This window comes from Pseudomonas sp. UBA7500 (assembly GCF_002478435.1).
GTDB classification, from domain to species: Bacteria; Pseudomonadota; Gammaproteobacteria; order Pseudomonadales; family Pseudomonadaceae; genus Aquipseudomonas; species Aquipseudomonas palmensis.
In genome coordinates this window covers 40,048-60,171 of record NZ_DLNW01000004.1, presented here as the reverse complement: position 1 = coordinate 60,171, position 20,124 = coordinate 40,048, and the positions used below count along the sequence as shown (strand labels likewise).

Sequence of the window (20,124 nt, the reverse complement as noted above, 5' to 3'; positions counted from 1 at the left end):
ATGCAGAGTGTCGTCGTTTTGTGGGTATTTTTGTCATTGTGACGGGATGCTTGAGCAGAGTGATGCCTTCGCCGGCAAGGCCGGCTCCTACAGGTTTGCGAGCACCGTTAGCATGCTTGCCAGCGAAGGGCCCTATCTGTTCCCCGCTAACCCATGTCAAACTGGTTGGCCGCGGTCCACCTTGCTGCTGAGGATGATCGAGGTGGTGGTTTTTTCCACGCCCTCGACACTGCCAATCTGGTCGAGCAACTGGTCCAGTTGTTCGGGCGAATCGCTGCGCAGCCACGCCACATAGTCGAACTCACCACTGACCGCACACAACTGCTGGATCTGCCCCATGGCGCTCAGGCGGCGTACCACCTCCTTGCCCGAGCGGGGGCGCACGGTGATGCCCACATAGGCCTGCAGGCCGCCGTCGATCACACGTTGGCCAAGGCGCACGCCGTAACCGCTGATGACGTTGGTTTTCTCCAGGCGCGCCAGGCGCGAGGTCACGGTGGTGCGGGCAATGCCCAGTTGCCGGGCAAGCATGGCCACGCTTTCGCGGGCATTGATCTGCAGGGCGGCGATCAGTTGACGGTCGATTTCATCGAGGGCGACAGGGCGGGTGGGCATGGACAGGGATCGTTTCTTTCGCTTGGGAAGTGGGCCGATTAAGGCAGCTAATCGACCCACTGTCCACGCCGGTGCTATCAGGGCGCGGCCTTGAAGCAGTGCTCCAGCCCCGGGAACTCCCCGCTGCGCACCTCGCGGGCGTAGTGCTCCAGTGCCTGTTCGATCTGCGGTTGCAGCTCGGCATAGCGTTTGACGAAGCGCGGCTGGTACTCGCCGAACAGGCCCAGCAGGTCCTCGGTCACCAGCACCTGCCCATCGCACGCAGGGGATGCGCCAATGCCGATGGTGGGGATGTGCAACGCTTCGCTCAGGCTGCGGGCCAGCGGCTCGGCGATGCCCTCGAGCACCACCGAGAACGCCCCCGCCGCCTGCATGGCCAAGGCATCGTCGCGCACCTTGGTTGCGCTTTGTTCATCCCGCCCCTGGGCCTTGAAGCCGCCCATGCTGTTGACCTGCTGCGGCATCAGGCCCACGTGCGCCATCACCGGAATGCCACGGCGCACCAGAAATTCGACGGTGTGGGCCATTTCGGCGCCACCTTCGAGCTTGATGCCCTGTGCACCGGTTTCGCGCAGCACCCGGGCGGCGCTGACAAATGCCTGCTCCGGCGAGGCCTGATAGCAGCCGAACGGCAGGTCGACCACCACGCAGGCGCGCTCTGCCCCGCGCATCACCGCCTGGCCATGGGCAATCATCATGTCCAGGGTCACGCCCAGGGTGCTGGGCATGCCGTACAGCACCATGCCCACCGAGTCGCCGACGATGATCAGGTCGGCATGGGCATCCACCCAGCGGGCCATGGGCAGGCTGTAGGCGGTCAGCACCACCAGGCTGCCGGCGCCCTTGCGCTGCTGGATGGCGGGAATGGTCAGGCGGTTTTGACGTACATGGGTGCTCATCGACAAGTCTCCGATCAGGTTGTGCAACGGGTCGCGGCGCAGGCTACCATCGGCACTTTTGGCTCACTTGAGCAAAGGGGACAGCTGATGCCGCAAGCGGGACAGATACCGCAGGTGCCGCCCGTACCGCTGGCGCTTTCGCGCCCGGTGCAGCGGCGCATGTTCGGCATACCGGCAGGTTATGAAGTGCAGATGCACAGCCATGACTGGGTGCAGTTCACCTATGCCAGCGCCGGGATCATGCAGGTGCTGACCGAGCGCCACAGCTATCTGCTGCCGCCGCAGTGCGCGTTGTGGATTCCGCCAGGGGTGCAGCACACGGCGTTCAGTGAGCAGGCGCTGGCGTTTCGCGGGCTGTACCTGGATGCCGCGGTGCTGCCGGGCGCTCGCCGTGACTGCGCGGTACTGCAGGTGACGCCGCTGGTGCGCGAGCTGATCGAACGGGTCAGCCACTTTCCCGTCGACTACCCTGACGACGGGCCGCAGGCGCGCCTGCTGCAGGTGCTGGTGGACGAGTTGCAGGGGCTGGCCGAAGCACCGTTCAGCCTGCCGCTGCCCAGCGACCCGCGCCTGCGCCGGATCACCGATGCACTGCAGGCCGAGCCTGGGGACAACCGTACCCTCGAGCAATGGGCGCAGCAGGTGGGGGCATCGCGGCGCACCCTGGTGCGCCTGTTTCAGGCGCAGACCCAGCTTTCATTCCGTGAATGGCGCCAGCGCCTGCGCTTGCTGGCCGCATTGCCGTTGCTGGCGCAGGGCATGAGCGTGACTCGGCTGGCGAATGAACTGGGGTATGACTCGGTGTCGGCGTTCATCGGGTTGTTTCAGCGCCACTATGGGAAGACGCCGGGGGTGTATGCGGCCAGTTTGGGGATGTGATTGTGAAGTTCTGAGGGCCGGAAACGCAATGCGCGGCTTTGAGTATGGTGGGCCCACACGGACTAGTGTTTAGCGTAATTGGCGAAATGGTTGGAAGCTGGGCACTGTACCGCCAGGGTATGTTTTTTGTACCGCGGAGCGGTCAGGTTTTGCGGCCATGACGTTGTTCTCCTGGTAAAAATGTGATCAAGGTTGTTGCAGGGTGGCAATTACACACCTAAGATGCCCGCCTTCTCTCACCCGACAGCAAAGGAGGTACATCATGCAACAGTTGATCACCCTTTGCAGGTCGCGCCTGGCTTGAACGCATTCGCCGCTACTCGTTAGCGGTACCGCAACGCCCGGCCTCTGGCCTGCCAATCCGAACATCTTTTTGTTTCAACCCATCAGGATTGGACTATGGGCACTTGTATTCGCAATTTGTCCGACGGCGCCGTATTGGTCGCCGCGGACGACACCTGGATCGAAGGAAAAGCGATCCAACAACTCGAAACCACCGCTCGCCTAGGGGGCATGCATCGGGTGGCCGGCATGCCGGACCTGCATCCGGGGCGTGGCTATCCGGTCGGCGCGGCATTCTTTTCCGTGGGGCGTTTGTACCCGGCGCTGGTCGGCAATGACATCGGCTGTGGCATGGCGCTGTGGCGTACGGACATCCCGACCGCCAAGCTGCATCTGGACAAGCTGGAGAAACGCCTTGGCAACCTCGACCTGCCGCTCGACGAGACGTGGCAGGAGGCCGTCGCCAGCTTCGGTTTGCCTGCCACGGGGCACGAGCGTTCTCTAGGCACCATTGGTGGTGGTAACCACTTCGCCGAGCTGCAGCAACTTGATGAAAGCTACGACGATGCGGCCCTGGCAGCCTTGGGCATCGAGCGCAAACACCTGCTGTTGCTGGTGCACAGCGGCTCGCGTGGTTTGGGCGAGGCGATCTTGCGTGAGCAGGTCGACCTGTTCGGTCATCACGGGCTGGAGGCGGGCAGTGAGGCCAGCACTTATTACCTGGGCCGGCACGACGGCGCGCTGCGTTTTGCCGAAGCCAACCGTCAGTTGATTGCCCGGCGCATGCTCGACCGCTTGCGTGCCGATGGCGATGTACTGCTCGACATCAACCACAACCTGGTGTCGCCAGCGCAGGTCGACGGGCTCGATGGTTGGCTGCATCGCAAAGGCGCCACACCGTCGGATCAGGGGGCGGTGGTGATCCCTGGTTCGCGCGGCGACTACAGCTACTTGGTACAGCCGATCGCCGACGAGCGCAGCCTGTTGTCCCTGGCCCATGGCGCCGGACGCAAATGGATGCGCAGCGAGTGCAAGGACCGCCTCGCCTCGCGCTACAGCGTCGAGCAACTGAGTCGTACGGCACTAGGCAGCCGCGTGATCTGCGCCGACCGGGCGCTGATCTACGAGGAAGCGCCGGAGGCCTACAAGGCTATCGGCTCGGTGGTGGGTGCCTTGCGTGAAGCGGGGTTGGTTCGCGTGCTGGCACGACTGAAACCGGTGCTGACCTACAAGACGCGCGGAGGGTGCTGCTGATGATCCTGCTGCAACTCTCGGCGGCTCAGGGGCCGGAAGAATGTGCCCTGGCAGTGGCCAAGGCATTGCTCAGGCTGCAGGCCGAAGCGGATGCCCAGGCCGTGGCGGTACGGATACTCGAAGAAGAGCCGGGGCCGCGGCGCGGTACCTTGCGCTCGGTGTTGCTGGCACTGGATGGCGAGCAGGCCGAGCGCCTGGCGGATCACTGGACGGGCTCGCTGCAATGGACGTGCAGCAGTCCGTACCGGCCGGGGCATGCGCGCAAGAACTGGTTCTTTGGGGGCGCACGGTTTGCGCCACCGGCACCGGAATTGGCGAGCGAGATCCACTTCGAGACCTTGCGTTCGTCCGGGCCGGGTGGTCAGCATGTCAACACCACCGACTCGGCAGTGCGCGCCACGCACCTGGCCAGCGGCGTCAGCGTCAAGGTACAGAGCGAGCGTAGCCAGCACGCCAACAAACGCTTGGCGCTGCTGCTCATCGGTCAACGCCTGGCGCAACAGGCAGAGCAGGTCGACAGCGAACTGCGCGCGGAGCGGCGGTTGTTCCATCACCGCATCGAGCGTGGCAATCCACGTCGGGTGTTTCGCGGCGAGCGCTTCGAGCCGGCTGACGAGTAGATTGTGTGCGAATAGTCGTCGAGCAAAAGTCAGGCCGGGCGGCGTAGGCGATGCCGGCCTCACAAAAACGGATGAGGAAAGGACCCGGCTCGCACTCGGGTTTACGAGTTGCCAATGAGCACTGCGTATTTGAGGCGATCCCGCCAAAAACGCAAAAGCCGCGCAATGCGCGGCTTTGAGTATGGTGGGCCCACACGGACTTGAACCGTGGACCAAAGGATTATGAGTCCTCTGCTCTAACCAACTGAGCTATAGGCCCCAGTGGTCGCGGATTATAGCGAGGGTTTCGAGGCTGTGCTATCCGAAAGATCCGAAACTGCCCGGCGTAGAAAGGTCGCGGCGAATTCAGGCGCCGCCAGCGGCAGGCTGACGATGTAGCCCTGGATCTGTTCGCAACCCTCGGCCGCCAGAAATTGCTGCTGCGCCTGGTTCTCCACGCCCTCGGCGATGATGGTCAACTGCATGCTGCGCCCCAGCGCAATGATCGCCCGCGCAATCGCCGCATCGTGCGGGTCATCCGGCAGGCCGCGGATGAACGACTGGTCGATCTTGAGGATGTCCAGAGGCAGGCGTTTGAGGTAACTGAGCGAGGAGTAGCCGGTGCCGAAGTCGTCGATGGCCAGTTGTACACCGATGCGCTTGAGCTGGTGCAGGATGGCCAGCGCCTCCTCGGCCTGGCTCATGATGAAGTTCTCGGTGATCTCCAGCTGAAGGTCACCCGCCTTGAGCTGGTGAGTGCGCAGCAATTGCTCGATGCGCTGTACCAGCAACGGCTGACGCAACTGCGCGCCCGCCAGGTTGACCGACAGCGGCCCGAACGCAAGGTAGCTGTGCTTCCACGCTTGCATCTGCCGGCACGCCTGCTCCAACACCCAGTCGCCCAGTTGCAGAATCATGCCATTTTCTTCAGCCAGCGAGATGAAGTGCTCCGGCGGTACGTCGCCGAAGGTCGGGTGGCGCCAGCGAATCAGTGCCTCGGCGCCCACCAGGCTCTGGGTCTTGAGGCTGAACTTGGGCTGGTAGCTCAGGCTCAGTTCCTTGCGCTCGATGGCGCGGCGCAGTTCGTGCTCCAGCGCGATGCGCTCGGCGGCCTGGGCGGTCAGGTCGCGGGTGTAGCTCTCGACCCGGTTGCGCCCCTTGGCCTTGGAGCGGTACATGGCCGCATCGGCGTTGCGGATCAACGAGGCCACGTCGGTGCCGTCCTGGGGGTACAGGCTGGTGCCGATGCTGGCACTGGTGAAGAACTCGTGTTCGCCGGCCTGGAACGGCGCGCCAAAGCAGGCCAGTAGCTTGTTGGCGATATGCTCGGCATCGCTTGGCTGGTGCAGGCCGGGCAGCAGGATGATGAATTCGTCCCCGCCCAGGCGTGCCACGGTGTCGTTGTCGCGCACCTGTTCTTTCAGGCGCTGCGCGATTGCCTTGAGCAGCAGGTCGCCGACCGGGTGGCCGAGGCTGTCGTTGATGTGCTTGAAGCGGTCCAGGTCGAGGAACAGTACCGCGCCCTGGCGACCCGAAGGCTGCGGGCTGCTGAGTGCGGCCTGCAGCCGGCTTTCGAACAGGGTGCGGTTGGGCAGGCCGGTGAGGGGGTCATGGTGGGCCTGGTAGTCGAGCTCGGCCTGGGCATGCTTGAGGCTGGAGATGTCGGCGAACACGGCGACGAAGTGGGTGATCTCACGCTCGTGATTGCGCACGGCGCTGATTGTCAGCCACGCAGGGTAGAGCTCGCCGCTCTTGCGCCGGTTCTGGATTTCGCCCTGCCAGTGGCCCTCGGCGGTCAGCTGATGCCACAGGGCGGCGTAGAAGGCGCTGTCGTGCTGGCCCGAGGCGAGCAGGCGCGGGGTCTGGCCCAGCGCTTCGAACTCGCTGTAGCCGGTGATTTCGCTGAACGCGCGGTTGACCGCACTGATGTGCTGGTCGATGTCGGTGATCAGTACGCCTTCGGCCGTGTTTTCGAACACAGTGGCCGCCAGTTGCAGTTTTTCCTGCATCAGGTGACGCTCGGTGATGTCGCGGGCGATGGTCAGCATGCAGTCCACGCCGGCAATCGGCAGCGGCCGCGCCGAGACTTCGCACAGGCGGATCTGCCCGTCGGCGCGGCGGATGTGGCAGCTGAAGTCGCGCACGAAGCCGTTTCGGTTCAGCAGCTCGAGCAGTTGCCGGCGCTCGTTGAGGTCTACCCAGATGCCCAGCTCCAGGGTGCTGTGGTCCAGTACCTGGCTATCGAAGCCGGTGATGCGGCAGAACCCGTCGTTGACCTCGATCAGCAGCCCGTCGCTCTGGCGCGACAGCAGCAGGCCGTCAGGCGAGGCGTGGAAGGCCTTGGCGAACTTTTCTTCGGAGGTCTGCAGTTGCTCCTGGGTCTGTTTGAGCTGGCTGATGTCGCGCACCGCCACCACCAGCGCCGGGGTGCTGTCTAGGTCGAAGATCTCCGCCGAGGTGAGCCCGGTGAACAGCTGGCCGTTGCTGCGCCGAAAAGGCATTTCGAGGTTGCGGATGTTGCCGCCCTGCAGGCGCTGCAGCGGGGCTGGCCCCTGGTCTTCGATGCCCCACAGGTTGAGCTCGGCGGCGGTGCGGCCGATCACCTGGTCCTGGCTCAGGCCGATCTGGTCCTCGAAGGCTTCGTTGACCTCCAGCAGGCAGCCATCGCTGACCCGGGCGATCAGCAGGATGTCGGGGCATTGCTGGAACACCGAGGCGAACTTCTGCTCCGACAGACGCAGGGCCTGCTCGGTGTTCTTGGTTTCGCTGATGTCGATCATCAGCCCGCGCATCACCGGGGTGTGCCCATGCTCGATCAGGCTGACGATGTCGCGTACCCACAGCACCCTGCCATCGGCGCGGATCACCCGGTAGTCCAGGCTGTGGTCGCGGCCGGCGGCGGTTTCGCTGTCGCAGTAGGCCTGTGCCCAGAGGGCGTCGTCCGGGTGCAGGATGTCGCGCCAGAAGCCGGGCTTGAGCCATTGGCTGATCGGGTAGCCGAGCAGGTCTTCGGCGTGGGGCGAGACGTAGCTGTAGGTGAAGTTGTTGGCATCGGCTTCCCAGGCAATCGCCGAGAGGCTCTCGACCAGGCCGCGGTAGTGGTACTCGCTGCTGCGCAGCTCCTGTTCCAGGGCTATGCGCCGGGAAATTTCCGAGCTTAGCCGGCGGTTGACGCGCATCACCGCCGCCAGTATCGCCACCAGCAGCAGGATGCCGGGCAGGCCGTAGAGCAGCAGGTCGCGCCAGCGGTTGCTGTTTTCCAGCACTTTGCCGACCCAGCGCTCCTGGATATGACTGAGCTCGGCCGGGCTCATGTCGGCAATCACCTTGTCGAGGATGCCGATCAGCATCTTCTGTTGGCGCGGGGCCGCCATGGCCAGCTGGTAGCGGTAAGGGGTTTCGCCGCTGACGTAGAGCCCTTCGAGCTTTAGCTGGCGCAGGCTCCAGACGCTGGAGGCGAGGTCGCCGACCACGGCATCGACTTCGTCGGTGGCCAGGGCCTGAAGCGCTGAACTGACATTGGGCAGCGCCACCAGGTTGAGGTCGGGGTGGTGGGTACGCAGCAGTTCGTGTGGGGCGTAGTTCTCCACCACGGCGACTTTCAGGCCGTACAGCTCCTTGAGGTCACGTGGCCTGGGCCCGCCTTCGTGGGCCAGGATCACGATGGGGAAGTCGAGGTAAGGGCGGGTGAAGGCCAGGTAGCCCTGGCGTTCGGGGGTGGACATGATGCCGGGCAGCAGGTCCAGCTGGCCCTGCCGGGCCTGTTCGAGCACGGCCGACCAACTGCTCGGCTCGATTGGCGTGAACACAACACCCAGGCGCTCCTGGATCAACGCAATGTAGTCGGCGGCCAATCCCTGGTACTTGCCGTCCTGGTCACGGTATTCGAAGGGTGGCCAGGATGCGTCGACGCCCAGGCGCAGCTGCGGATGCGCACTGAGCCAGGCTTTCTCTTCGTCGTTCAGGGTCAAGGCGCCGGCCGCTGCACTCCACATCAGCAGGAGGGGCAGCACGAGGGCCGGCAGTCTGGGCATAGCGGCCTCGTCACTCAAGTGGATAGATTCGAGTGTAGACGGGGGTTTGGCCGAAGGGCGAAGAACGCAGGGGTTAAAACGTCAGGGCCTGAAAAAGAAAAACCCCGGCATTTGCCGGGGTTCGTCATTACTCGTCGAGGAAGGAGCGTAGATGCTCGCTTCGCGTCGGGTGGCGCAGCTTGCGCAACGCCTTGGCTTCGATCTGACGGATCCGCTCGCGGGTCACGTCAAACTGCTTGCCTACCTCTTCGAGGGTGTGGTCGGTGTTCATGTCGATACCGAAACGCATGCGCAGCACCTTGGCTTCACGTGCGGTCAGGCCGGAGAGCACGTCCCGGGTCGCTTCCTTCAGGCTTTCGACCGTGGCCACATCGATTGGCGACTGCATGGTCGAATCCTCGATGAAGTCACCCAGGTGCGAATCTTCGTCGTCACCGATCGGGGTTTCCATGGAGATCGGCTCTTTGGCGATCTTCAGTACCTTGCGGATCTTGTCCTCAGGCATCTCCATGCGCTCACCCAGCTCTTCCGGGGTCGGTTCACGACCCATTTCCTGCAGCATCTGCCGGGAAATGCGGTTGAGCTTGTTGATCGTCTCGATCATGTGCACCGGAATACGGATGGTGCGGGCCTGGTCGGCGATCGAGCGAGTGATCGCCTGACGGATCCACCAGGTGGCATAGGTCGAGAACTTGTAGCCACGACGGTATTCGAACTTGTCCACCGCTTTCATCAAGCCGATGTTGCCTTCCTGGATCAGATCGAGGAATTGCAGGCCACGGTTGGTGTACTTCTTGGCGATGGAGATCACCAGACGCAAGTTGGCTTCGACCATCTCTTTCTTCGCGCGGCGGGCCTTGGCCTCACCGATCGACATGCGACGGTTGATGTCCTTGATCTCGGCGATCGTCAGGCCGGTCTCTTCCTGCAGGTCGATCAGCTTTTGCTGGCAACGCACGATATCGGCGTCCAGGCGGCCCAGTGCTTCGGCCCACTTGGCGCTGCGCTTGGACAGATCGCCGCTCCAGGTGGTGTCCACTTCGTTGCTCGGGAACAGACGCAGGAAGTCGGCACGTGGCATGCGGGCATCACGCACACACAGTTGCATGATGGCGCGTTCCTGGGCGCGCAGGCGCTCCAGGGCGCTGCGCACGCGCTCAACCAGTACTTCGAACTGCTTGGGTACCAGCTTGATCGGCATGAACAGCTCGGCCAGTTGCAGCAGCTCGGCAATACCTTGCTTGCTGTGGCGACCGTGCTTCTTCAGGACCTTGGCGGTTGCTTCCAGCTGGTCGGCGACAGCGCCGAAACGCTGCTGGGCGACGACCGGATCGGGGCCGCTTTCGACCTCGTCCTCTTCATCGCTGGCGCCTTCCTTCTCTTCTTCCTCGTCGTCGTCCGCATCGGCCTTGGCCGGGGCTTTCGGATCGACAGGCGGCGGTACTTCGGCCGGCGGCGCGATGCCGTCATCCGGGTCGATGTAGCCACTGAGCACGTCGGACAGACGGCCACCTTCGGTGGTGACGCGGTCGTATTCGCCGAGGATGTAGTCGACGGTGCCCGGGAAGTGCGCAATGGCGCCCATCACTTCACGGATACCTTCTTCGATACGCTTGGCGATTTCGATTTCGCCTTCGCGGGTCAGAAGCTCGACGGTACCCATTTCACGCATGTACATGCGCACCGGGTCTGTCGTGCGACCGATATCGGTCTCCACGGCCGCCAACGCTGCGGCAGCTTCTTCGGCGGCGGCTTCGTCGGTATCGGCCTCGGCCAACAAAAGGGCATCCGCATCCGGAGCACTCTCGAATACGTTGATCCCCATGTCGTTGATCATGCGGATGATGTCTTCCACCTGCTCCGGATCTGAAATATCCTCTGGCAGGTGGTCGTTGACCTCCGCGTAAGTCAGGTAGCCCTGCTCACGACCGCGGGTGATCAACTCTTTGATGCGAGACTGCTGTTGCGCTTTTCCGGACATAACACCCTATCCACTGAAGGTCTTGGCGGGCAAAAAACAAGCCGAGGATTATACCCGAGCTAGGACCTCACGCGCCAGTTGAGGTCGGGGTTTGTGCGGGAACATTCCGGCTTAACAGGTCACGCAGCTGATTTTTCTCGTCTGCGCTCAACTCACTTTGACGTGCTTTCCTGAGCAGATGTTCCAGGCTGCGCTCGCGTTGGCGAGCGGACAAGCTAGTTATGGTGTCGAAAAACTGTTGTTCAAGGTTGTCGGCATCGATCAGCCATTCCTTTTCTGCCAATGCGCGCAACAATCGGCCCTGTTCGGTGCCGTGCCAACGCGCGATCAGCTGTAAGGAGCGTAGCTCAGGATTCTTTTGCAAGGCTTCGAGCAACGCCACCAGCAACTGGGCATACACATGCTCTTCAGCGGCGAAATGGCTGGCATCCTCGACCTTCTTGGCCAGTTGTGGGTGGTGCATGAGGGTGCGCAGGGCGCTCAAGGTCGGCGGTTCCACCGACGTCGGCACCCGCGGCGGTGGCTGGAAGTCGCGTTTGCCGTTCTTGTCCCACGGCTTGCCCTTCTTGTCCCAGGGCTTGCCTTCCCACTTCTTCTTCTGCCCGCCCTGGCTTGGCGTCCATTGTTGCTGCTGCGGCTGGAAATGCTCGGGCTGGTGGAAGTCGCTGTAATCCGGGCTGTAGTCGGGAATCGCATCGTAGTCGATGCCCGGGTCGTACGCCGGTGGCGCCTCGCTGGGGGCGCTGTGGGCCAGCTGTTCGACCTGGTGCAGGTCCAGGCCGGTTATTTCGCGCAGGCGGTTGCGCATCAGGGCCTTGAGGTTGGCACCGGGCACTTTGTCGATCAACGGCGCGGCCAGGGTCACCATGTGCGCCTTGCCTTCGAGCGACCGCGGGTCGGCTTCTTCGGTCAGTTGCTGGAAGAAGTAATCGGCCAGCGGCTGAGCATGCTGGTTGATGCGCGCACGGAAGGCGTCGGTGCCCTCGGCACGCACCAGGGTGTCCGGGTCTTCGCCTTCGGGCAGGAACAGAAAGCGCGCCTTGCGCCCGTCCTGCAGGCTCGACAGCGTGGCTTCCAGGGCACGCCAGGCGGCATTGCGGCCGGCCTGGTCGCCGTCGAAGCAGAACAGCACGCTGGGCACCACGCGGAACAGGCGCTTGAGGTGGTCTTCGCTGGTGGCGGTGCCAAGGGTGGCCACGGCATTGCGCAAACCTTGCTGGGCCAGGGCGATGACGTCCATGTAGCCCTCGACCACGATGATCTCGTCGAGGTTGCGGTTGAACTTGCGTGCCTCGTACAGCCCGTAGAGCTCCTGGCCCTTGTGGAACACAGGGGTTTCGGGGGAGTTCAGGTACTTGGGCTTGTCGTCGCCCAGCACCCGCCCACCGAAGGCGATGACCCGGCCACGGCTGTCGCGGATGGGAAACATCACGCGGTCGCGGAAGCGGTCATAGCGCTTGCCGGTCTCGGCATTCTCGATCAGCAGGCCGGCGTCGACCATGGCCTTTTGCTGCAGGGCGTCGCTGCTCAGGTGCTTGAACAGGTTGTCCCAGCCCGGCGGCGCGAAGCCCAGGCCGAAGTCGCGAGCGATTTCGCCGGACAGGCCGCGGCCCTTGAGGTATTCGACGGCCGAGCGGCGTGTCGGGTGGTTCTTCAGGGCCTGGCGATAGAACTCGGCAGCGGCCTCGAGCAGCGGGTACAGCGGCGAATCGGTGGGCTGGCGGGGCTTTTGCCCGCGGCTGCTCTCTTCGCGCGGCACTTCCATGCCGGCGGCCTTGGCCAGCTCTTCGACAGCCTGGGGGAAGTCCAGGTTGTCGTGGTCCATGATGAAGCCCAGGGCGTTGCCGCCGGCGCCGCAACCGAAGCAGTAGTAGAACTGCTTGTCGGGGCTGACGCTGAAGGAGGGGGTCTTCTCCTTGTGGAACGGGCAGCAGGCCGTGTGGTTCTTGCCGGACTTTTTCAGGTTTACACGCGAACTCACCACGTCGACGATGTCGGTGCGGTTGAGGAGGTCGTCAATAAAACTCTGGGGAATCAGCCCGGCCATGGCACTCTCGTCATCAGGCGACAATCAAGTGTAATCGCTAATGCTGCGGGAACAGCGACGCATTCGATGCAAGCTCGAATGACGTGACACAAAAAAGGAAAGGGGTGTGCTCGTCTGCAGCCGGTGAAGGCTCGTCAGGGGTGACGTGCACTGCTGGCGGTTAGGCCAGGTCTGACGTGTGAGGCAGGCTTGCCCTTGCTGCATAGCAGTTTGGGCATCTCAGGCGCTCGACCCGAAGGTCCAGGCCAGAGGAAACAGCATCAACTGCCGACAGCCCGGCTTGCACCGGGCATGGCAGAAGCTGGCGACGAACGTCTGTATCAGTACAGACGAACGGCGCGGCGCTGTTCGCGCTGAACTTTCTTGGCGTGGCGTTTGACAGCGGCTGCTGCCTTGCGCTTACGCTCGGAAGTTGGCTTCTCGTAAAATTCGCGGCTACGAACTTCAGCCAGTACACCGGCTTTTTCGCAGGAGCGCTTGAAACGACGCAGAGCTACGTCGAAGGGTTCGTTCTCTTTAACTTTGACGGCTGGCATCCAGAGCTACCTTCATTCATTACCGGGGGTCAACGAACTCGTGGCAAATATGTGCACTGGAGAACGTCGGTTTTTAAGGGTTGCGGATGTTAACCCTTAGCTGGCCTGAATGCAAAGCCTCTGATCGAAAACCGCTGGTCGGCACCGGGAGCGAGGACTATCATGCGCGCCTTCGAATTCAGCCCCAACAAGGCGCAAACCCATGCTAGTACTGGGATTGGAAACATCCTGCGACGAAACTGGTGTCGCATTATACGACAGCGAACGCGGCCTGCTGGCCGATGCACTGTTCAGTCAGATCGACCTGCACCGCGCGTATGGCGGGGTTGTGCCGGAGCTGGCCTCGCGTGATCACGTCAAGCGCATGCTGCCGTTGATCCGCCAGGTGCTGGCCGAGGCCGACTGCGTGGCCACCGAGATCGACGCCATCGCCTACACGGCAGGCCCTGGCCTGGTCGGGGCGCTGCTGGTGGGTGCTTCGTGCGCCCAGGCGCTGGCCTTTGCCTGGGGCATCCCGGCCCTGGGCGTGCACCACATGGAGGGCCACCTGCTGGCACCGATGCTCGAGGCGCAACCGCCGGAGTTTCCGTTCGTCGCCTTGCTGGTGTCGGGCGGCCATACGCAGTTGGTACGTGTGGATGGCATCGGCCAGTACGAACTGCTTGGCGAGTCCCTCGACGATGCGGCCGGCGAAGCGTTTGACAAGACGGCCAAGATGATGGGCCTGAACTATCCCGGTGGCCCGGAGATCGCGCGCCTGGCGCTGCAGGGCGTGCCGGGTCGGTTCGTGTTCCCGCGGCCGATGACCGATCGTCCGGGCCTGGATTTCAGCTTCAGCGGCCTGAAGACCTTTGCCCTGAACACCTGGCAGCAGTGTCAGCGTACCGGGGACGACACCGAGCAGACCCGTTGCGACATCGCGCTGGCGTTCCAGCAGGCGGTGGTGGAGACTTTGACCATCAAGTGCAAGCGCGCCCTCAAGCAGGCCGGGCTCAAGCGCCTGGTGATCGCAGGTGGGGTGAGTGCCAACAAGGCCCTGCGTGCCTCGCTGGAGGAGATGCTGGCCGGGCTCAAGGGCAATGTGTACTACGCGCGCCCCGAGTTCTGCACCGACAACGGCGCGATGATCGCCTATGCCGGGTGCCAGCGTCTGGCGGCCGGGCAGCGGGAAACCCTGGCGATCAGCGTGCAGGCACGCTGGCCGATGGAGCAGTTGCAGGGGCTGTGAGCATGAGCGCCGCTCATGTGAACGCCTCAGAAATGCCGTTCGCGCCCGGCAAAAAGGTCGCGTAGATTGCCGCGATGGCGCCATACGATGAGCACGGTCAGCACGCTCATCGGCAGCAGCGCCTCGGGCTCGCGCCAGGCCAGCAGGGGCAGGGCCAGGGGCGTTGCGATCAAGGCGGCCAACGAGCTGGTGCGGGTCAGGTAGAAGGTCAGCAGCCATGCGCTGATGGCCAGCAGGGCGGCCGGGGGGTAGAGCCCCAGCAGCACGCCGGCGGCAGTGGCCACGCCCTTGCCGCCGCGAAAGCGGAAGTACAGCGGAAACAGGTGGCCGACCACCGCGCACAGGCCTATCCAGGCCTGCTGCTGCTCGTTGAGGCCGACCAGGCTGGCGATCAGCACGGGCAACAGGCCCTTGCACAGGTCGCCAAGCAGGGTCAGGATCGCCAGCTTGCGGCCTGCCAGACGCAGCATGTTGGTGGCGCCGGCATTGCCTGAGCCGCAGGCACGCGGGTCGGGGCTGCCGCTCAGGCGGCTGAGAACGATGGCGAAGGACAGCGAGCCGAGCAGGTAGGCGAGCGACGCCAGTAACCAAAACATGCTAACTATTCCGGGCGAGGACGCCCTGATTCTAGCGGCGCAAGGCGCCCTTGTCGTGCTGTGGAGAGAAGTGCTTGGACAGAGTGTTCATCGAAGGGCTGGAAGTCGACACCGTGATCGGCGCCTATGACTGGGAACGCGGTATTCGCCAGTGCCTGCGCCTGGACCTGCGGTTCGCCTGGGACAATCGCCCGGCGGCGGCCGGCGACGACCTGAGCCTGGCCCTGGACTATGCCAGCGTCACGGCACGTATCCAGGCATTTGCCGAACAGGCCAGCTATGAGCTGGTCGAGACGTTCGCCGAACGCCTGGCCAAGGTGCTGATGGACGAGTTCCAGATTCCCTGGCTGCAACTGAAGCTGACCAAGCCTGGCGCCATCGCGGCGGCAAGCGGGGTGGGCGTGGAGATCGAGCGCGGATGTCTCTGACCCCGGTATACCTAGGCCTTGGCAGCAACATCGAGCGCGAGCGGCACCTCGGCGCCGGGCTCGATGCGCTGGCTGCGATGCTCAGGGACATGCGCTGCTCGACGGTGTTCGAAAGCCAGGCGGTGGGCATCAAGAGCGGGCCGTTTTTCAATCTGGTGGTCACCGGCCTGACCGACCTGCCATTGCTTGAACTGGACCGTCGCCTGAAGTTCATCGAGGCCGACAACGGCCGTTATGCTCCGGATCGCAAGGGGCTGCCGCTGGATATCGACGTGCTGATGTATGGTGACCTGCACGGCAGTTTCGACGGCCTGGTGTTGCCAAGGGCCGAAATTCTCAAGAATGCGTTCGTCTTGTGGCCATTGTCGTTGATCGCGCCGGAACTGGTGCACCCTGGAGCAGGCAAGAGCATGGCCCAGTTGTGGCAGCAGGCGCAGATCGACCAGGTACTCGAACCGGTGCCATTCACCTGGAATGGCAAGGCGCTGCCGCTGGACTGACGGTCAGGGGCGGCAATCAGGAATCGCCGCCCTTGCCGGCCTAACGATTCAGGGTTTGGCGCTTTCCTTGTAGGCCTTGAGCGCATTCAGCCGCTCGCGCTTGATCGCCTCGCCCAGGCCCTGGCCGGTGAAGCCCTTCTCTACCAGTGGCTGCACCGCCACTGCCCGCGCGGCGTCTGCTGCGCCACGCAGGTAGGCGGCCTGTGGATAATCACGCTCCTCCAACCCCAGTCGCCCGCGCGCGTCCATCTCGCACGCGGCGATGAACTCTTCAAAGCGTTGCGGGCGCCGGTACACGTCGAAGCGCTGCAGCAACTCCAGCAAGGTCGATGCCTTCAGCTCCAGGGCCCGGTGGCCATGGGTATGGTACTCGCCCACCAGCAAGGCCAGTTCCTGGCAGTCGCGCGGTACCTTGAAGCGCTGGTTGACCGCCTTGATCGCCTTCAGCCCGCGGTGCTCATGGGCGATATGCCGCGGCCACTCCTCTTCGGGGGTCAGGCCTTTGCCCAGGTCATGCAGCAGGCAGGCCCAGCGTACCGTCAGCGGCTGGTTGTGACGGGCCGCCTGCTCCAGCACCGACAGGGTATGCACGCCGGTGTCGATTTCAGGATGATGCGCCGCAGGTTGCGGAACGCCGAACAGCACGTCGAGTTCGGGCATCAACTGCTTCAGCGCCCCGCAATCACGCAGCACCTGAATGAACACCTGGGGTTGCTCTTCCATCAGGGCGCGGGCGATTTCCTTCCAGCTGCGCTCGGCGGTAAGGGCCTGCAGTTCACCCGACTCGCTCAGCTCGCGCATCAGTGCGAGGGTTTCGGGGGCTACCTGGAAACCCAGCCCGGCATAGCGCGCGGCGAAACGCGCTACGCGCAGCACACGCAGGGGATCTTCGGCGAACGCGGGGGAAACGTGGCGTAAAATCCGGTCTTGGAGATCCTGCTGGCCCTTGTACGGGTCGATGATCCGGCCCTGTTCGTCCTCGGCCATTGCATTGATGGTCAGGTCGCGCCGCACCAGGTCTTCTTCCAGTGTGACCTCGGGGCTGGCATGGAAGGTGAAGCCGCCATAGCCGCGCCCGCTTTTGCGCTCCGTACGCGCCAGTGCATATTCTTCACCGCTGTGAGGGTGAAGGAAGACGGGGAAGTCGGCCCCCACCGGACGATAGCCCTGGGCCTGCATCTGCTCGACCGTCGCACCCACCACCACCCAGTCGATATCGGTGACCGGCCTGCCCAGCAGGCGGTCGCGCACGGCACCACCGACTTTATAGATCTGCATGAAAAAACCTCCGTTGAGGCCACAGGATACCCTGTCTGGCCACAACGGAGGTTGGCGCGGGCGGCTACAGGTGGACGACAGCCAGGTCCAGCCGTCCGTAGTCACCTTCGCCGTGTTCGCCCTTTGGGGGGACGTGGTGGGTCTTCATCACCTGGTCGCCTTGCAGGGTCTCCAGATGGATGTCGAAGCCCCACAGGCGGTGCAGGTGCTTGAGCACCTCGTCGGTGGAGTCGCCCAGCGGTTTGCGGTCATGTTGCTGGTGACGCAGCGTCAGCGAGCGGTCGCCACGCCGGTCTATGCTCCAGATCTGCACGTTGGGTTCGCGGTTGCCCAGGTTGTATTGCGCGGCCAGGATCTCGCGGATGGTGCGGTAGCCTGCTTCGTCGTGGATGGCCGGTACCAGCAGGTCGTCCTTCTGGTCGTCGTCCAGGATGCTGAACAGCTTGAGGTCGCGAATCACCGTGGGCGACAGGTACTGCAGGATGAAGCTCTCGTCCTTGAAGCTGCTCATGGCGAACTTGACAGTCGACAGCCAGTCGCTGCCGGCAATCTCGGGGAACCACCGGCGGTCTTCCTCTGTGGGGTGCTCGCACATGCGCCGGATGTCGCGGTACATGGCAAAACCCAGGGCATAGGGGTTGATGCCGCTGTAATAGGGGCTGTCGAAGCCTGGCTGGAACACCACGCTGGTGTGCGACTGCAGAAACTCCATCATGAAGCCCTCGGTCACGAGGCCTTCGTCGTACAGGTCGTTCATCAGGGTGTAGTGCCAGAAGGTCGCCCAGCCTTCGTTCATCACCTGGGTCTGGCGTTGCGGGTAGAAGTACTGTGCGATCTTGCGCACGATGCGCACGATCTCGCGTTGCCAGGGTTCGAGCAGCGGGGCGTGCTTCTCGATGAAGTACAGGATGTTTTCCTGCGGTTCGGCCGGGAAGCGCGCGTTGTCTTTCTCGTTGTACTTGTCGGTGCCCTTGGGAATGGTGCGCCACAGGTCGTTGATCTGCTTTTGCAGGTGTTCTTCGCGGTCCTTCTGGCGGCGACGCTCTTCTTCGGCGGAGATCGGGTAGGGCCGCTTGTAGCGGTCGACGCCGTAGTTCATCAGGGCATGGCAGGAGTCCAGCAGGTCTTCCACCGCGTCGATGCCGTGGCGCTCCTCGCACTGGGTGATGTACTGCTTGGCGAACACCAGGTAGTCGATGATCGAGCTGGCGTCGGTCCAGGTGCGGAACAGGTAGTTGCCCTTGAAGAAGCTGTTGTGCCCGTAGCACGCGTGCGCTACCACCAGCGCCTGCATGCAGATGGTGTTCTCCTCCATCAGGTAGGCGATGCAGGGGTCGGAATTGATCACGATTTCGTAGGCCAGGCCCATCTGGCCGCGACTGTACGATTTTTCTGTGCTCAGGAAATGCTTGCCGTATGACCAGTGGTGATAGCCCAGCGGCATGCCGACCGACGCATAGGCGTCCATCATCTGCTCGGCGGTAATCACCTCGATCTGGTTGGGGTAGGTGTCCAGGGCGTAGCGCTCGGCCAGGCGACTGATTTCGCGGTCGTAGGCCTGGATCAGCTCGAACGTCCACTCGGACCCGGTGGAAAGGGGTTGGCGCTTCTGCTCTCTGGCGGTCATGTGGCTAACCTGCGCTGGAAGAGTTCACGGAAGACCGGGTAGATATCGCCGGCCGACACCAGCTGCTGCTGGGCGAAGGTATCGGCGAAGGCTTCGCCGATGCGTTCGTATTCGAACCACAAGACCTGGTGCTCGCGAGGGGTGATCTCGACATAAGTGTAGTACTGCACGAACGGCATGATCTGCTTGGTGAGGATCTCGCGGCAGATGGGCGAGTCGTCGTTCCAGTTGTCACCGTCCGAAGCCTGGGCCGCGTAGATGTTCCATTCGCTGGCCTGATAGCGCTCGGCCATGATTTCCTGCATCAGTTTCAGGGCGCTGGAGACGATGGTGCCGCCCGTCTCGCGGGAATAGAAGAACTCTTCCTCATCCACTTCGCGCGCGCTGGTGTGATGGCGGATGAACACCACCTCGATCTTGTCGTAGTTTCGCTTCAGGAACAGGTACAGCAGGATGAAGAAACGCTTGGCGATGTCCTTGGTGGCCTGGGTCATGGAGCCGGACACGTCCATCAGACAGAACATCACGGCCTTGGAACTGGGGTTGGGCTGCTTGACCAGCAGGTTGTACTTGAGGTCGAAGGTGTCGAGAAAGGGTACGCGGTGGATACGTGCACTCAGACGTTCTATTTCCCCTTCGATTTCCTGGATATCGCCGAAGTTGTCCGGCTCTTCGCGCTTCAGGCGTGCCAGCTCTTCCTGGGCGGCGCGCAGTTTGGCGCGGCTGCTGCCCGACAGCGCAATGCGCCGCGCATGGGCTGAGCGCAGGGTGCGGATGATATTGATGCGCGAGGGGTTGCCTTCATTGCTGATGCCCGCGCGCACGGTCTTGAAGGTGTCGGTGCCGGTCAGGTGACGCTTGACCAGGTTGGGCAGCTCGAGGTCTTCGAACATGAACTCGAGGAATTCTTCCTGGGTGATCTGGAAGACGAACTCGTCCATGCCTTCGCCGGAATTGCCGGCCTTGCCCTTGCCGCCGCCTCCACCGCCGCCCTGCGGACGCGCGATATGCTCGCCGGCGGTGAACTCCTTGTTGCCCGGGTGTACGACGGTCTGCTTGCCGCCGCGTCCATGGTGCAGTACCGGTTCGTCGATATCCCGGCCAGGAATGCTGATCTGCTCGCCATGCTCCATGTCGGTGATGGAGCGACGGCTCACGGCCTCTTCGACGGCCTTCTTGATGTGGTCACGGTAACGCCGCAGAAAGCGCTGGCGGTTGACCGTGCTCTTGTTCTTGCCGTTCAGGCGTCGGTCGATCACATAGCTCATAGGCCCCTCCGGGAGTAGGCAGTAGCTGCAAGCTTCAAGCTTCTAGCTTCAAGATGGGCAGCGCTGTCGCTGC

General features: G+C 63.2%; 16 protein-coding genes and 1 tRNA gene. 6 read left to right on the top strand and 11 right to left on the bottom strand.

Annotated features, from left to right (window positions below; translation table 11 throughout):
• Positions 1 to 156: 156 nt before the first annotated feature.
• Together B4I46_RS04555 and panB are read right to left on the bottom strand one after the other, a co-directional pair.
• A complete protein-coding gene (locus tag B4I46_RS04555) occupies positions 157 to 615 on the bottom strand; it encodes an Lrp/AsnC family transcriptional regulator (protein WP_054915967.1) in 459 nt (152 codons plus the stop codon).
• Positions 616 to 692: 77 nt separating this feature from the next.
• Complete coding sequence (gene panB, locus B4I46_RS04550; protein WP_043863699.1) at positions 693 to 1,514, bottom strand: 3-methyl-2-oxobutanoate hydroxymethyltransferase; 822 nt, start codon at positions 1,512 to 1,514, stop codon at positions 693 to 695.
• A gap of 87 nt (positions 1,515 to 1,601) precedes the next feature.
• Here panB and B4I46_RS04545 point away from each other — a divergent pair, with 87 nt between their 5' ends.
• The 3 genes from B4I46_RS04545 (at position 1,602) to prfH (ending at position 4,549) form a co-directional block, all read left to right on the top strand.
• Positions 1,602 to 2,393, top strand: a complete 792-nt coding sequence (locus B4I46_RS04545; protein ID WP_043863700.1) for an AraC family transcriptional regulator — start codon at positions 1,602 to 1,604, stop codon at positions 2,391 to 2,393.
• 399 nt (positions 2,394 to 2,792) lie between these two features.
• The gene (locus B4I46_RS04540; RefSeq protein ID WP_286898798.1) at positions 2,793 to 3,929 is read left to right on the top strand and encodes an RNA ligase RtcB family protein; all 1,137 of its coding nucleotides are present in this window, start codon (positions 2,793 to 2,795) and stop codon (positions 3,927 to 3,929) included.
• Positions 3,929 to 4,549: a peptide chain release factor H gene (gene prfH / locus B4I46_RS04535; RefSeq protein ID WP_043863775.1), complete on the top strand. Its 621-nt coding sequence runs from the start codon at positions 3,929 to 3,931 to the stop codon at positions 4,547 to 4,549. Before B4I46_RS04540 ends, prfH begins: the two co-directional genes overlap by 1 nt.
• Positions 4,550 to 4,731: 182 nt before the next feature.
• Here the strand turns inward: prfH and B4I46_RS04530 are convergent.
• The 5 genes from B4I46_RS04530 to rpsU form a co-directional block, all read right to left on the bottom strand.
• Positions 4,732 to 4,808 (bottom strand) — tRNA-Ile (locus B4I46_RS04530).
• 13 nt (positions 4,809 to 4,821) lie between these two features.
• Positions 4,822 to 8,562 (bottom strand): bifunctional diguanylate cyclase/phosphodiesterase, encoded by a 3,741-nt coding sequence (locus B4I46_RS04525; RefSeq protein WP_043863741.1) that lies wholly within the window; start codon positions 8,560 to 8,562, stop codon positions 4,822 to 4,824.
• 127 nt (positions 8,563 to 8,689) lie between these two features.
• The gene (gene rpoD / locus B4I46_RS04520) at positions 8,690 to 10,543 is read right to left on the bottom strand and encodes an RNA polymerase sigma factor RpoD (protein WP_043863742.1); all 1,854 of its coding nucleotides are present in this window, start codon (positions 10,541 to 10,543) and stop codon (positions 8,690 to 8,692) included.
• A gap of 67 nt (positions 10,544 to 10,610) precedes the next feature.
• Positions 10,611 to 12,590: a DNA primase gene (gene dnaG, locus B4I46_RS04515; protein ID WP_043863743.1), complete on the bottom strand. Its 1,980-nt coding sequence runs from the start codon at positions 12,588 to 12,590 to the stop codon at positions 10,611 to 10,613.
• A 320-nt stretch (positions 12,591 to 12,910) separates the two neighbouring features.
• Positions 12,911 to 13,126 carry a 30S ribosomal protein S21 gene (gene rpsU / locus B4I46_RS04510; protein WP_002551877.1) on the bottom strand — a complete coding sequence of 72 codons (216 nt, stop codon included), beginning with the start codon at positions 13,124 to 13,126 and terminating at the stop codon, positions 12,911 to 12,913.
• A gap of 202 nt (positions 13,127 to 13,328) precedes the next feature.
• Here rpsU and tsaD point away from each other — a divergent pair, with 202 nt between their 5' ends.
• Positions 13,329 to 14,354, top strand: coding sequence for a tRNA (adenosine(37)-N6)-threonylcarbamoyltransferase complex transferase subunit TsaD (gene tsaD, locus B4I46_RS04505; RefSeq protein WP_054915962.1), 1,026 nt, complete (start codon positions 13,329 to 13,331; stop codon positions 14,352 to 14,354).
• A 26-nt stretch (positions 14,355 to 14,380) separates the two neighbouring features.
• On the opposite strand, the gene plsY is transcribed toward tsaD, so the two are convergent.
• Complete coding sequence (plsY, locus tag B4I46_RS04500) at positions 14,381 to 14,950, bottom strand: glycerol-3-phosphate 1-O-acyltransferase PlsY (RefSeq protein ID WP_043863745.1); 570 nt, start codon at positions 14,948 to 14,950, stop codon at positions 14,381 to 14,383.
• A 74-nt stretch (positions 14,951 to 15,024) separates the two neighbouring features.
• Here plsY and folB point away from each other — a divergent pair, with 74 nt between their 5' ends.
• Together folB and folK are read left to right on the top strand one after the other, a co-directional pair.
• Positions 15,025 to 15,378 (top strand): dihydroneopterin aldolase, encoded by a 354-nt coding sequence (folB, locus tag B4I46_RS04495; RefSeq protein WP_043863746.1) that lies wholly within the window; start codon positions 15,025 to 15,027, stop codon positions 15,376 to 15,378.
• Positions 15,369 to 15,878 carry a 2-amino-4-hydroxy-6-hydroxymethyldihydropteridine diphosphokinase gene (gene folK, locus B4I46_RS04490; protein WP_043863747.1) on the top strand — a complete coding sequence of 170 codons (510 nt, stop codon included), beginning with the start codon at positions 15,369 to 15,371 and terminating at the stop codon, positions 15,876 to 15,878. Before folB ends, folK begins: the two co-directional genes overlap by 10 nt.
• Positions 15,879 to 15,926: 48 nt before the next feature.
• Here the strand turns inward: folK and B4I46_RS04485 are convergent, their stop codons facing one another.
• The 3 genes from B4I46_RS04485 to B4I46_RS04475 form a co-directional block, all read right to left on the bottom strand.
• A complete protein-coding gene (locus B4I46_RS04485) occupies positions 15,927 to 17,156 on the bottom strand; it encodes a multifunctional CCA addition/repair protein (RefSeq protein ID WP_286898792.1) in 1,230 nt (409 codons plus the stop codon).
• Between the two features lie 64 nt (positions 17,157 to 17,220).
• The gene (locus tag B4I46_RS04480) at positions 17,221 to 18,783 is read right to left on the bottom strand and encodes a SpoVR family protein (RefSeq protein ID WP_286898790.1); all 1,563 of its coding nucleotides are present in this window, start codon (positions 18,781 to 18,783) and stop codon (positions 17,221 to 17,223) included.
• The gene (locus tag B4I46_RS04475; RefSeq protein WP_286898788.1) at positions 18,780 to 20,051 is read right to left on the bottom strand and encodes a YeaH/YhbH family protein; all 1,272 of its coding nucleotides are present in this window, start codon (positions 20,049 to 20,051) and stop codon (positions 18,780 to 18,782) included. The genes B4I46_RS04480 and B4I46_RS04475 overlap by 4 nt, the downstream gene beginning before the upstream one ends.
• Positions 20,052 to 20,124 lie beyond the last annotated feature (73 nt).